This is a genomic window from Nocardia sp. NPDC004718 (assembly GCF_053601535.1).
In genome coordinates this window covers 62,682-74,509 of the sequence record NZ_JBSGCA010000037.1, presented here as the reverse complement: position 1 = coordinate 74,509, position 11,828 = coordinate 62,682, and the positions used below count along the sequence as shown (strand labels likewise).

Below are 11,828 nucleotides of genomic sequence, written 5' to 3'. Positions count from 1 at the left end.
GGTCCCATTCCGAACCCGGAAGCTAAGCCTGCCAGCGCCGATGGTACTGCACTCGACAGGGTGTGGGAGAGTAGGACACCGCCGGAACATCCTTTCACGAAAGGCCCTCGACACCGTCGAGGGCCTTTCGTCGTTCATGCAGAGAATTACTTTCCATACCGACCGGCGCTGAGCGTGTTCGTCAATTCGGCTGCCGCGCTGCGGGTCGCGTCGACGAATTCATCGCGTTCCACGCGTGTCGTCGCCACCTGCAATGGCCCCAGCTGAACTTCGTAGGCCGCGGTGCCGCTCGCATCGAAAACCGGGGCCGCGAGATAACTCAGCGGCAATATCTCATCCGAATCCAGCTCCGCCCGCGTGAAAGGCCGGGACGTGAGCGCGGCGAGCTGGCGTAGCGCGCGAGTACGCAGATGCGGTCGCAGCAATTCGGATCCGACCGCGCCGAGTAGATCGGCGAGCAGGTCGACCAGGCCCGCGTCGTCGGCGCGCGGCCGGAACACCGCGACCCCGCGTTCACGCACCAGTGCCAGCAGCGCGCCGACGATGCGTTGATCCGCCTCGTTGGCGGTGTTCAGCCACGTGTTCTGCTCCTTTGCCGGACGCCACGGCATCACACTCGCGCCGGCCGGGAATTGGAGCGGAATGCGATGTCCCACCGGGATTCCCGGCACCACTCGGTCGACGCCGTGCCGGACGTCGAGCACGGTGAGCCGGTCCGGCTCGATGCGGCTGAACGTGGCGCCATAGCCGGTCCGGGCAGCGAGACCGGCGAGGAGCTCGCCCACGTCCTGCGGAAGCGCGGCGCCGTGTAATCCCACCAGCGCCGGGCCGATGCCGTAACCGCGAGCCGGGTCGCGCACGACCCAACCGGCCGCGTCCAACTCGACCAGGATCGCGGTCGCGGTCGCGCGCGCGATGCCCAGCCGTTCGGCGATGCCAGCGACGCTGATCGGCTCACCGGAGGTCGCCAGTAGCGACACGATGTCGACGACGCGCCGCGTGGGCGGCGACGCAGATCGGTCCGGCATGGTGGCAACCCCTTGTCCCGGCTCGGTGAGCGACTTACGATGACGAATATTAGATCACATACTGTCGAATATTCGGCAGTCGTGCACTGAGGAGCGTGAATGATTCTGGATCGGTTCCGGATCGATGATGAGGTCGCGATAGTCACCGGCGCGGGTCGTGGCCTGGGCGCGGCTATAGCGGTCGCGTTCGCGGAGGCGGGTGCGAATGTCGTCATCGCCGCACGGACCAAAAGCCAGCTCGATGAGGTAGCCGAGCGGGTCTCCGCCACCGGGCGACAGGCCCACGTGGTGCCTGCGGATCTGAGCGACGCCGAGGCCACGGCGGCACTCGCCGAGGCGGCGGTCGAACGCTTCGGGCGATTGGACATCGTGGTGAACAACGTGGGCGGCGCACTGCCGTGCCCGCTGCTGGATACGACGCCGCAGGCACTGCGGGACGCGTTCGACTTCAATGTCGCCAACGCGCACGCCTTGGTCCGCGCCGCGGTGCCGCGCATGCTCGAAACAGCGGGCGGCGGATCGATTCTCAACATCACGTCCACGATGGGGCGGCTTCCCGGACGTGCGTTCGCGGCATACGGCACCGCCAAGGCGGCTCTGGCCCATTACACCAAGCTCGCCGCTCTCGACCTCAATCCGCGTATCCGGGTGAACGCCATCGCGCCGGGCTCGATCCTGACCTCCGCACTGGAGGTGGTCGCCGGAAACGACGCCATGCGTACCGAATTGGAGTCGAAGACGCCGCTGCATCGCATCGGCGAACCGGAGGACATCGCCGCGGCCGCGCTCTATCTGGTATCGCCCGCGGGGAAGTATCTCACCGGCAAGATTCTCGAGCCCGACGGCGGCTTGATCGTTCCCAACCTCGACCTTCCGATCCCGGACCTGTGACATGACATATCGCGTAGTGCAATGGGGCACCGGCAATGTGGGCAAACATGCCTTGGCCGGCGTAATCGCCCATCCTGAGCTGGAATTGACCGGCGTGTGGGTGTCCGGTTCCAAGAGCGGAGCGGACGCGGGGACGCTCGCGGGGCTCGATCGGCCCGTCGGCGTCGCCGCGACGACCGACGCGGAGGCATTGCTCGCGTCGCGTCCGGACTGCGTCGTCTACTGCTGTATGACCGACAACCGGCTGTTCGAAGCCGTACAGGATCTGCAACGCATCCTGGCCGCCGGGATCAATGTCGTCGCGTGCGCACCCGTGTTCTTCCAGTACCCCTACGGCGTGCTGCCCGACGAGTTGCTGAAGCCGGTGCAGGAGGCAGCCGCGCAGGGCAATTCGTCGCTGTGGGTGAACGGCATCGACCCCGGTTTCGCCAACGACCTCCTGCCGCTCGCGCTCGCGGGGACCTGTCTGCGCATCGATCAGCTGCGGTGTCTGGAGATCGTGGACTACGCCAGCTACGACAACCGCGCGGTCATGTTCGACATCATGGGCTTCGGCAAGCCACTCGACGACATCCCCATGCTGTTGCAGCCCGGCGTGCTGTCGCTCGCCTGGGGCGGCACGGTTCGCCAGCTGGCGGCCGGGATCGGGGTCACCCTCGACGCCGTCACGCAATCGTACGAGCGGATCGCGGCGCCGGAGTCGTTCGACATCGCGACCGGGCACATCGCCGAAGGAACCGCGGCGGCACTGCGTTTCGAAGTGCGGGGCATGGTCGGAGACGTGCCCGTCACGGTGCTCGAGCACGTGACCAGGCTGCGCCCCGACCTGTGCCCGGACTGGCCCCAACCGGCGGACCCGGAGGGCTCCTACCGGGTCGAGATCACCGGCGAGCCCAATTACGCGTTGGATCTGGTGACCTCGAGCCGCAACGGGGATCACAACTACGCGACCGTCCTGGCTACCGGCCTGCGCATCGTCAACGCGATTCCAGCCGTGGTCGCGGCCCCCGCCGGAATTCTCACCGCACTCGATCTCCCGCTGATCACCGCTCCCGCGCAGCGTCCCGGTCGCTGATCCACCACCCGGTCCACGCCACGCGGAGGTAGACGGCCTGCGGAGCTGCTGACCGATCGCACGGCGGCCCCGCGGGGCTATTCGGCGTACCGCGCCGACGGTGCGCGGTCGAGGTCATCGATGAGCTCCGGCTTGCCGGCGTGGCGGTCTGTCGGCGACGGCATGTAGCGCTATCGGCCCCGGCCGGTCGTGTGACCGGCTCGGTAGCACGCGGGGCTACCCGGCCCGCACGGGACAGTGCCCCGTGGTCGCGAACTCGGATGCGGGCAGCCGACCGGAAGTGTTGGCGCGGTTGCTCGGCCGCGCTTCGGGCTCGCCCGTTTCGACCGGCCGGGCAAGTAGACGGCCGCCGCGGGGGCTACCCGGCTCGCAGCGCGGACAGTGCCCGCTCGATGTCGTCGGCGCCGTTGTAGAGGTGGAAGGCGAACCGCAAGCCGCCGCCTCGCGCTGAGGCGACCACCTCGGCCTGCTCGAGCCGGGCCGCGAGGTCGCCCGCGCCAGGGACGGAGACGATCGGCGAGGGCGCCTCGACGGGCTCGAAACCCAGTTCGCGCAGTCCGGCACGGAATTGGTCGGCGAGTTCGAGGTCGTGCGCGCCGATCTTGTCGACGGTGAGTTCCTCGATCAGCGACAGTCCGGCCAGTGCCGCCACGACGCCGAGCCAATCGGGCGTCGTGTCGAATCGCCGTGCCGTCGCGGGCAGCGCGGCCGGGCGGTACAGCTCCGCCCAGCGGTCCTCGGCGGCGTACCAACTGGAGCCGATCGGACGCAGCTGCGGGACGAGTTCGGGCGGCGTGGCGAGGAACGCGACACTGCGCGCGCCGATCAGCCATTTGAAGCTGGCGCAGACCCAGTAGTCCGCGTCGGCGAAGCGCAGCGGCAGCCAGCCCGCGGCCTGGGTGGCGTCCACGAGCAAACGCGCGCCGTTGGCCCGGGTGACCGCGCGCAGCTCGGGGAGATCGGCGACGCGGCCGTCCGCGGATTGGACCACGCTCACCGCCACCAACTCGGTCTCCGGACGTACCTGCGCGGCCAGCTCCGCCAAAGGGACGAAGCGCACGACGAGATCGTCCCGGTACACGAAAGGCATCGAGACCGAGGCGAATTCGCCTTCCGGCAGGAGGACCTCCGCGCCCGGTGGCAGTGCGGCGGCCACGGGTGCGATCAGGCCCGCGACACCGCTGCCGAGCGCTATGTCGTCGGCGGTGGCACCGTCGAGCAGCCGGGCGAAGCCCGCGCGCAGGTCGGGTACCAGGAGGTCCACTTGGGATGTCGGTCCACTGCGGCCGGTGGCCCAGCTCGTGCTCGCCTCGCGCACCGCGGTCAGAGCGCGGGCGGACGGCAGACCGAAGGAGGCGGTGTTCAGGTAGGTGATCTCGGGATCGAACTCGTCAGGCGCTAGCGAGGGCATGTTCGCAGCATCCGCCGGGCGGCGCGAGACCGTCCAGCGCCACCGGGCGGATAGTGGACCGTTTTCCCGCCCGTCACTTACCGGGCGCCCACATGTCGGACAGCAACTGGAAGCTCGGTGTGTCCGACAGCGACTGCATGGATTCGTAGATGCGCCGGTAGGCCGTGGAGGCGATGCGCCACTTGCCGTCGTCGTCGCGGCGGTAGGTGTCGGTGTAGTAGCCGGCTCCTCGGATCAGCACCCCGTACTCGGTGGCGATCACGGTGTCCTCGAAGGCCCAGGATCCCGTGGCCGTCGCGCCGTCGACGCCGATCTCCGGGTGGTTGGCGATGTGGACGGTGACCAGCGAGGGGCCGAGATTCTCCCGCATGAACGCGGTGATGGCGTCACGGCCGTCGAGGTTCAGCGGCTCGCCCATGGCGTGGGTGCCGTAGCGCCCTTTCGCGTCGACCGCGAGGGTGTCGGCGAACTCGTCCCACTCTTTGAGGTCGAGGGCACGGAAGTAGCGGTACTTCAACTGGCGGACGGCTTCGATGGCGTCGAGATCCATCTGTCGAGCCTGGCACGTGCAGCCCCCGCAGACAAGAACGTGTTCTATTTTGGTGCGAGTCGGCGTCGCGAAGGGACGGATCGAGATCCGCGAGGGCCAACCGTGTCGTGCGGAGCGGAGGCCGATCGGGGACCTCGGCCGCAGGCGAGGGTGTCGAACCGGGCGGGGCGGGTACCCCTATGACGGGCGTTATCGTCGCCACGACAGCGTCCTGGGTACCGATCTCGTCACGACCAGGGGAATCTTGCGATGACCGACCGCCATGCCACCCACGACTCGAACCAGCAGACCCCTCTCGACCAGGAACTCGCCCTCGAGGCGGCCGCGCGGCGCCTGGAGAACGAATTCGACGGCGTCGCCAGCGAAGCCGCGATCGAGGACCATCTCCATGCCTACTACGACCATGTCGCCGACCACGCCACCATCGTCAACTTCTTGCCGCTGCTGGCCGAGCGCTACACCCGCGAATGGCTGTTCGCCCTCGAGGATTCCGCGCACGGGTCCGCTTAGCGGCCTCTAAGCTCTACGCGAGCACGCGTGGAGGTTGGCAATGACGGTCGAGGTGATGACCGATTCCGAAACGAGGGATCTGCCGACCGGACAGGCAGCACGACCGAGCCAGCCCCCGGTATCGATGATCGAGCGGATGACGCTGATATTGGAGGCGTTCGACGGCGCGACGCCGACGCTCACCCTCGTCGAACTGGCCGAGCGCACCGGACTGCCGCGCTCCACCGTGCATCGCATCCTCGACCAGCTGATCCGGCTGCGCTGGCTGGCGCACGCGCCCGGCGGCTACCGGCTGGGCCTGCGCGCTCTGGAGTTGGGTGGCCTGGCCGCCGACCACAACGAGATCCGCGATGTGGTGAGCCCACTGCTGCACGACGTCTGCCAGCAGACCGGAATGGTGGGCCATCTCGGCGTTCTCGACGGGCGCGATGTGTTGTACCTGGACAAGGTCGGCGGCCGGATCGCCGCCAGCGTGCCCACCCGGCTCGGCGGCCGGATGCCCGCGCACAGCACCGCACTCGGCAAGGCGCTGCTGGCGACGCTGGACCCGAGCATCGTGGAGGCGTCCTTCCGGGATCGCCTGCCGCAATTGACCGCTCGCACCCTCGCCGACCGCGCCGAACTGCATCGCGAACTCGGCCGCATCCGCAACCGTCAGGGTGTCGCCGTCGACAACGAGGAGTCCGTGCCCGGAATCACGTGCGTGGCAGTGCCGATTCGCGGTCGCGGCGCGGCGGTGGCCGCGGTGTCGCTGTCGGGCCTGATCGGTGCCGACGCGGTGGCGCCGGACACCGCGCGGCTGGCCATGGCGCTGGCCGAGATCGCCCGTGAGGCGGGACGAACCCTGTGCCCTCGGCACGCGCGTAGGCTCTAGCTGCACCGCGCGGTCCAGCACCGGTGTGCCCGGCTCCGCCGGATCATTTCCGATCGGCCGCAGTCGTCCCCGGGCGGAATGGCCGAAATTAGCGGTGCGCTTGCTGAATTGCCCGCCTTTCACTCTGAAGAATTTTCGTTCGCCGTGCGCGCGAGCGGCCGGGCTGCTTTCCTGGTGAAGTCAGGATGGACAGTCCGCGAGGAGCCGAGCCGGAGTCGGGGAAGCGATGCACCGGGTACCGATCCAAGAGCGGCCATTCCGTTCCGAATGGCTATGGTTTGCGGCAGGCGCGCTGGCCACCGTCGCGGTGGTCGTCTGGCTGGTGCGGCCGTCGGCGCCGACCTGCGCCGCGGCGCGCCCGCTCGACGAGGTGTCCTCGCCGTCCCGATTCCCGGTATCCGCCGTGACTTTCGCGCCGATCGGGCCGGACATGTCCGCCGAGGTGCGCTACTACGTCTTCGGCACGCAGACATCGTGTTCCTTCCGCGAGCTGCCGCCGGGCGGCTACTATGCCGGGCTGTCGACCCCCGACTACGGGCGCGCCGATCTCTGCGGGGCATTCTTGGACATCGCGGGTCCACGGGGGTCGGTCCGCGCGCTGGTGGTCGACCACAGCCCGGCATGCGCTCCGGGACAGTTGGATCTCAGCGCGGCGGCGTTCGAGCGGATCGCCGATCCCCGCGACGGAGTGGCGCGGGTCGGCTACCGCCTGGTCCGCGATCCGCAACCGGCGCAGGAGCTGACCTACGAGGTGAAGCCGGATTCGTCCGCGGCCTGGTTCGGCATCCTGTTCGGTGGCACCGGAAATCCATTGCGCGAGGCGGCTGTTCGCCCGGCGGAGGGCGGGCCGTGGCGACAGCTCAGCCGAAGGGCCGACAACTACTGGACCCTCTCCGGCGCCGGGCTGGGCCCGTTCACCGCGCGCGTGACGGACGTCTTCGGCAACGAGGCCGAGATCACCGATGTGCTGGTGGAACCGGGGCGATACTCGGCGGGCACCCGGCTCTATTCCGGCGCGCCGTCGTTCACGTCGTCGCCGTCGCTGGCGACCGCGACAGGGCCCGTCACGGTCGCGTCCGGCTGCCGACGGTAGCGCTCAGGTGAGCCTCGCGGCCAGCGCACGACCAGCGGCCCGGCCGGAGAAGATGCACCCGCCGAGGAAGGTGCCCTCGAGCGCGTTGTAGCCGTGCACACCGCCGCCGCCGAATCCGGCGACCTCACCCGCGGCGTACAGACCCGGGAACGCCGTGCCGTCCGGCCTGATCACCTGGGAACTCAGGTCGGTCTGCAGACCGCCCAAGGTCTTCCGGGTGAGGATGTTGAGCCGGACGGCGATCAGCGGGCCCGCGGCGGGATCGAGGATCCGGTGGGGTTTGGCGACCCGGCCCGCCTTGTCGCCGAAGTAGCGGCGCGCGTTGGCGATCGCCATCAGCTGGCTGTCCTTGCCGTACTTGTTCGCCAGCTCCCGGTCGCGCGCGACGATCTGGCGTTCCAGGTCGTCGTAATCCAACTGGGGGCCGCGCGCGATCTTGTTCATGCCCTCGACCAGCTCGCGCAGCGTGTCCGCGACGACGAAATCGACGCCGTGCTGCTTGAACGCCTCGACCGGGCCCGGCGCGCCCTTGGCCACGCGGCTCTTCAACGTCAGTTTGAGGTCCTTGCCGGTGATGTCCGGGTTCTGCTCGGAGCCCGACAGCGCGAACTCCTTCTCGATGATCGACTGGGTGAGCACGAACCAGGAGTAGTCGTAGCCGGTCTTCAGGATCTCCTTCATCGTCGTGTTCGTATCGAATCCGGGGAAACACGGTGCGGGCAGCCGCTTTCCGTTGGCGTCGAACCACAGCGAGGACGGCCCCGGAATGATCCGGATGGCGTGGTCGGGCCAGATCGGGTCCCAGTTGACGATGCCCTCGGTGTAGTGCCACATGCGGTCGCGGTTGACGATGGCGCCGCCCGCGGTCTCGGTGATGGCCAGCATTCGGCCGTCGACGTGCGCGGGCACGCCGGAGATCATGGTTTCCGGGCACGGGCCCAGTCGTTCGGTGGGCCAGTTGCGCCTGATCAGCTCGTGGTTGTGGCCGATTCCGCCGGAAGCCACGATCACGGCCTTGGCGCGCAGTTCGAACCCGCCGACTTCGGTGCGGGACGAGGCGCGACCGCGCTCCAGATCGGTGTCCTCGAGCACGGCGCCGCGCACACCCACCACCGCGCCGTCCTCCACGATCAATTCGTCCACCCGGTGACGGAAGCCGAAGCGGACCAGCCCGCGCCGCTCGCCTTCGAGCACGGGCTCGGCGAAGACCCGGACCACCTCGGGGCCGGTGCCCCAGGTGAGGTGGAAGCGCGGCACCGAGTTGCCGTGCCCGTCAGCGGTGGCGCCGCCGCGTTCGGCCCAGCCGACCAGCGGTGTCACGCGCAGGCCGAGGTCGCGCAGGTAGTCCCGCTTCTCGGTGGCCGCGAACCGCACGTACGCCTGCGCCCACTGCCGGGCCCATTTGTCCTCGTCGTCGCGGTCGAACCCGGCCGAGCCGAGCCAGTCCTGCAGGGCCAGATCGTAGGAGTCCTCGATGCCGAGACGCCGCTGCTCCGGGCTGTCGACGAAGAAGAGCCCGCCCAGCGACCAGAACGCCTGGCCGCCGAGGTTGTTGCGGTTCTCCTGATCGAGCACGTGCACCGTGCGACCGGCCTTGACCAGTTCGTGCGTGGCGACCAGGCCGGCCAGCCCGGCGCCGACGACGAGGACGTCCGCCTCGGGGCTGCTGTGGGACATGTTCATCCTTCGGTTGCGGTGCTGTAGGCCAGCACGACGTGGTGGAAGAGTTCGGTGCGGCGCTCGCGCACGGCGGGGTTGTCCGGCTCCATCAGTACCTGCACGCTGGTGCCGTCGTGGACGGCGATGAGCGCTTGCCCGAACGCCTCCGGATCGGGCACGGTGCGGCCGCCGCGTGCGAGCGCCGCGACGATCGTGGGCATGAGCGCCGCGACGATGGCCTCCTCACGAGCGGCCATCACCCGGCGCAGCGCGGGGGTGCGCAGGGCGTGCGCGGTGAATTCGGCGGTGATCCGGTACCAGCCCTCCTCGACCGGGACCGCCCGTTCCAGGCGCTGGACGGCGGCGCGTACGTCATCGGCGCCCTCGGCCGCGATCTCGTCCAGGATGGCGCTCGCCTCGGCGAGCATCGCCGTGGAGCGCTGCTCCCACATGGCGAGGAACAGCTCGTCCAGCGAGCTGAAGTTCGAGTAGAACGCCCCGCGGGTGAATCCGGCGCGCTCGCAGACCCGCTCCACGGTGGCGCGGCCGAAACCCTCCTCGGCGAACGCCTCGTAGGCGGCGGTCAGCAGCCGGTTCCTGGTTTCGGCGCGGCGGCGGGTGACCCGCGCGGGCGCGGCCTGCGCGGCATCGGACGTCATCGTGCACCTCCTCGGTCGAGGCGTTGGATACAGGAATGTACTCGATACAGAAATGTATCATAATTCGCCGGACCGCGTGGCCGTATTCGCCGAGTAGGGTGATTCCGGCCCGACCGCCGCGGTCGGGATGCCCATCCGTGTCGATCCGATCGGTGCGAGGTGATCCGATGAGCGAGGTTCGCAGCCGTACGTCCGCGATGCGTAGCTGGCGGGTGCGCAGGCCGGGTCCGATCGAGAGCGGGCCGTTGGACGCGGAGCGAACACCCGTCCCCGAACCCGGTCCCGGCGAACTGCTGGTGCGTGTGCTGGCCTGCGGTGTGTGCCGGACCGACTTGCACGTGGCCGAAGGCGACCTTCCGGTGCACCGCGCCGGGGTGGTGCCGGGGCACGAGATCGTCGGCGAGGTCGTCGTGGTCGGCAGGGCCGCGGAGGGTTTCGCGGTGGGGGACCGGGTGGGCATCGCCTGGCTGCGGCACACGTGCGGCGAGTGCAAGTTCTGCCTGCGCGGGGCGGAGAACCTCTGTCCGCATTCGGCCTACACCGGTTGGGATGCCGACGGCGGCTACGCCGAATTCGCTTGTGTGCCCGCGTCTTACGCGCTGCGCCTGCCTGCCGGCTACTCCGATGCCGATACCGCCCCGCTGTTGTGCGCTGGCATCATCGGGTATCGGGCGCTGCTGCGGGCCGCCGTGCCGCCGGGCGGGCGGCTGGGGATCTACGGTTTCGGCGGCAGCGCCCACATCGCCGCTCAGGTAGCCGCCGCGCGCGGAGCGGAGGTGCACGTGATGACGCGGGATCCGGCGGCGCGGGAGCTCGCCGCCGCGCTGGGCGCCGCCTCGGTGCAGGGCGCGGCGGATCCGCCTCCGGTACTGCTGGATTCGGCGATCCTGTTCGCGCCCGTCGGTGAGCTGGTGCCGCCCGCGCTGGCGGCGCTCGATCGCGGCGGGATCCTCGCCATCGCCGGTATTCATCTCAGCGACATTCCCGCCTTGAACTACCAGCGGCATCTGTTCCAGGAACGGGAGATTCGCTCGGTGACCGCGAACACCCGCGCGGATGCCCGCGAATTCCTGGCTTTCGCCGGCGAACACCGGATACATCTGACCACGCACGGGTATTCCCTGGACATGGCCGATCGGGCGCTGGCCGATCTCGCGCACGGACGATTTGCCGGTGCGGCGGTTCTCCTGCCGTAGAACACGATTCGGCGCTGACTCCGTATCGGTCGGATGGAGTTCCTTGACGGCCTCCTGAGCCGTTCTTACCTTCGCGGATATAGCCGAGTAATTGTCACTGACAAGTGTCGCTCGGCTGTCTCACAACGGCGTGAGTAGGTGAGCACGATGGCCAACCGGAAGGTAATCCAGTTCGAGAAGTGGCGTGTAGTAAGGGCATTCGCCGTGCTACTGCTCGTCGCGGGTTTCGGGGCAGCGACGGGAATGCACGCATGGGCCGCGTCCTGTGCGGCGGTCGACGTCGTCGTCGCCAGAGGCACCCATGAACCCGGGTATCTGGGTTCGGTGGTGGGCGATCCGCTGTACGACGCACTGTGGCAAGCACTTCCGGTCGATTCACAGGCCTATCGGGTGGACTACCCCGCCGACCTGCTCGATCCGTCCTCGATCAGCCGCGGCACCCGGGACATGACCGCGCACCTGATGTGGCAAGCGGCGAACTGCCCGGACCAGCGGTTCATCCTGGTCGGCTTCTCGCAAGGCGCCGTCGTCACCCACGGGGTGCTCGGCACCGGCATCGTCACCGTGCTCGGTGGCATCTACTCGCTGCCCGGAGATCTGGAATCCCGGGTGGCGGCGGTGCTGCTGTTCGGCGACCCGATCCGGCTGATCGGCTGGAACGTGCCGGACGGATACGCCGGGCGGACCGGAAACTACTGCGCGAACGGTGATCCGGTGTGCGAAGGCGGCATCCGTCCGGCCGCGCACACGGACTACCGGTGGGCCATGTGGCCCGCCGTGGAGTTCGCGGTAGACCGGATGTGACATCCCGAGACGGGAAATCCGCGGGGTGGGGGGGGGCCGCGGGGGGGGCGGCCCCCCCCGACGGGGCCGGGAAAACCA

The 11,828-nt window shown here is 69.1% G+C and carries 12 protein-coding genes and 1 rRNA gene; 8 read left to right on the top strand and 5 right to left on the bottom strand.

The window, feature by feature from the left end; all coding sequences use genetic code 11:
* A 5S ribosomal RNA gene (gene rrf / locus ACWEH3_RS25525) occupies window positions 1–87 on the top strand; the annotation flags it as partial.
* Between the two features lie 59 nt (window positions 88–146).
* Here rrf and ACWEH3_RS25520 read toward each other — a convergent pair.
* Window positions 147–1,028, bottom strand: a complete 882-nt coding sequence (locus tag ACWEH3_RS25520) for a helix-turn-helix domain-containing protein (protein WP_450025382.1) — start codon at window positions 1,026–1,028, stop codon at window positions 147–149.
* Between the two features lie 99 nt (window positions 1,029–1,127).
* On the opposite strand from ACWEH3_RS25520, the gene ACWEH3_RS25515 reads away from it, so the two are divergent.
* Window positions 1,128–1,919 (top strand): SDR family oxidoreductase, encoded by a 792-nt coding sequence (locus ACWEH3_RS25515; protein ID WP_450025384.1) that lies wholly within the window; start codon window positions 1,128–1,130, stop codon window positions 1,917–1,919.
* Between the two features lies 1 nt (window position 1,920).
* Window positions 1,921–2,994 carry an NAD(P)H-dependent amine dehydrogenase family protein gene (locus ACWEH3_RS25510; RefSeq protein WP_450025386.1) on the top strand — a complete coding sequence of 358 codons (1,074 nt, stop codon included), beginning with the start codon at window positions 1,921–1,923 and terminating at the stop codon, window positions 2,992–2,994.
* Window positions 2,995–3,352: 358 nt separating this feature from the next.
* Here ACWEH3_RS25510 and ACWEH3_RS25505 read toward each other — a convergent pair whose 3' ends face one another.
* Both ACWEH3_RS25505 and ACWEH3_RS25500 read right to left on the bottom strand, forming a co-directional pair.
* Window positions 3,353–4,405 (bottom strand): aminotransferase class V-fold PLP-dependent enzyme, encoded by a 1,053-nt coding sequence (locus ACWEH3_RS25505; RefSeq protein ID WP_450025388.1) that lies wholly within the window; start codon window positions 4,403–4,405, stop codon window positions 3,353–3,355.
* 73 nt (window positions 4,406–4,478) lie between these two features.
* Window positions 4,479–4,955 (bottom strand): nuclear transport factor 2 family protein, encoded by a 477-nt coding sequence (locus tag ACWEH3_RS25500; protein ID WP_450025390.1) that lies wholly within the window; start codon window positions 4,953–4,955, stop codon window positions 4,479–4,481.
* Window positions 4,956–5,204: 249 nt separating this feature from the next.
* On the opposite strand from ACWEH3_RS25500, the gene ACWEH3_RS25495 reads away from it, so the two are divergent.
* From ACWEH3_RS25495 to ACWEH3_RS25485, 3 genes are all read left to right on the top strand, one after another.
* On the top strand, window positions 5,205–5,465 hold the full coding sequence (locus ACWEH3_RS25495; RefSeq protein WP_450025392.1) for a three-helix bundle dimerization domain-containing protein: 261 nt from the start codon (window positions 5,205–5,207) through the stop codon (window positions 5,463–5,465).
* A 55-nt stretch (window positions 5,466–5,520) separates the two neighbouring features.
* Window positions 5,521–6,339: an IclR family transcriptional regulator gene (locus tag ACWEH3_RS25490; protein ID WP_450025394.1), complete on the top strand. Its 819-nt coding sequence runs from the start codon at window positions 5,521–5,523 to the stop codon at window positions 6,337–6,339.
* A 226-nt stretch (window positions 6,340–6,565) separates the two neighbouring features.
* Window positions 6,566–7,432, top strand: a complete 867-nt coding sequence (locus tag ACWEH3_RS25485) for an expansin EXLX1 family cellulose-binding protein (protein WP_450025396.1) — start codon at window positions 6,566–6,568, stop codon at window positions 7,430–7,432.
* A 3-nt stretch (window positions 7,433–7,435) separates the two neighbouring features.
* Here ACWEH3_RS25485 and ACWEH3_RS25480 read toward each other — a convergent pair whose 3' ends face one another.
* Both ACWEH3_RS25480 and ACWEH3_RS25475 read right to left on the bottom strand, forming a co-directional pair.
* Window positions 7,436–9,115 carry an FAD-binding dehydrogenase gene (locus ACWEH3_RS25480; protein ID WP_355078515.1) on the bottom strand — a complete coding sequence of 560 codons (1,680 nt, stop codon included), beginning with the start codon at window positions 9,113–9,115 and terminating at the stop codon, window positions 7,436–7,438.
* Complete coding sequence (locus ACWEH3_RS25475) at window positions 9,112–9,750, bottom strand: TetR/AcrR family transcriptional regulator (protein ID WP_450025399.1); 639 nt, start codon at window positions 9,748–9,750, stop codon at window positions 9,112–9,114. The genes ACWEH3_RS25480 and ACWEH3_RS25475 overlap by 4 nt, the downstream gene beginning before the upstream one ends.
* 197 nt (window positions 9,751–9,947) lie before the next feature.
* Between ACWEH3_RS25475 and ACWEH3_RS25470 the strand changes: the two genes are divergently transcribed.
* On the top strand, window positions 9,948–10,946 hold the full coding sequence (locus ACWEH3_RS25470; protein WP_450025411.1) for a zinc-binding alcohol dehydrogenase family protein: 999 nt from the start codon (window positions 9,948–9,950) through the stop codon (window positions 10,944–10,946).
* A 147-nt stretch (window positions 10,947–11,093) separates the two neighbouring features.
* Window positions 11,094–11,750 carry a cutinase family protein gene (locus ACWEH3_RS25465; RefSeq protein WP_450025401.1) on the top strand — a complete coding sequence of 219 codons (657 nt, stop codon included), beginning with the start codon at window positions 11,094–11,096 and terminating at the stop codon, window positions 11,748–11,750.
* Window positions 11,751–11,828: the final 78 nt, after the last annotated feature.

Coding starts and splice junctions, on each gene's coding strand:
- ACWEH3_RS25495 (WP_450025392.1), top strand. CDS start 5,205: ATGACCGACCGCCATGCCACCCACGACTCGAACCAGCAGACCCCTCTC.
- ACWEH3_RS25510 (WP_450025386.1), top strand. CDS start 1,921: ATGACATATCGCGTAGTGCAATGGGGCACCGGCAATGTGGGCAAACAT.
- ACWEH3_RS25485 (WP_450025396.1), top strand. CDS start 6,566: ATGCACCGGGTACCGATCCAAGAGCGGCCATTCCGTTCCGAATGGCTA.
- ACWEH3_RS25465 (WP_450025401.1), top strand. CDS start 11,094: ATGGCCAACCGGAAGGTAATCCAGTTCGAGAAGTGGCGTGTAGTAAGG.
- ACWEH3_RS25480 (WP_355078515.1), bottom strand. CDS start 9,115: ATGAACATGTCCCACAGCAGCCCCGAGGCGGACGTCCTCGTCGTCGGC.
- ACWEH3_RS25515 (WP_450025384.1), top strand. CDS start 1,128: ATGATTCTGGATCGGTTCCGGATCGATGATGAGGTCGCGATAGTCACC.
- ACWEH3_RS25500 (WP_450025390.1), bottom strand. CDS start 4,955: ATGGATCTCGACGCCATCGAAGCCGTCCGCCAGTTGAAGTACCGCTAC.
- ACWEH3_RS25475 (WP_450025399.1), bottom strand. CDS start 9,750: ATGACGTCCGATGCCGCGCAGGCCGCGCCCGCGCGGGTCACCCGCCGC.
- ACWEH3_RS25520 (WP_450025382.1), bottom strand. CDS start 1,028: ATGCCGGACCGATCTGCGTCGCCGCCCACGCGGCGCGTCGTCGACATC.
- ACWEH3_RS25490 (WP_450025394.1), top strand. CDS start 5,521: ATGACCGATTCCGAAACGAGGGATCTGCCGACCGGACAGGCAGCACGA.
- ACWEH3_RS25470 (WP_450025411.1), top strand. CDS start 9,948: ATGCGTAGCTGGCGGGTGCGCAGGCCGGGTCCGATCGAGAGCGGGCCG.
- ACWEH3_RS25505 (WP_450025388.1), bottom strand. CDS start 4,405: ATGCCCTCGCTAGCGCCTGACGAGTTCGATCCCGAGATCACCTACCTG.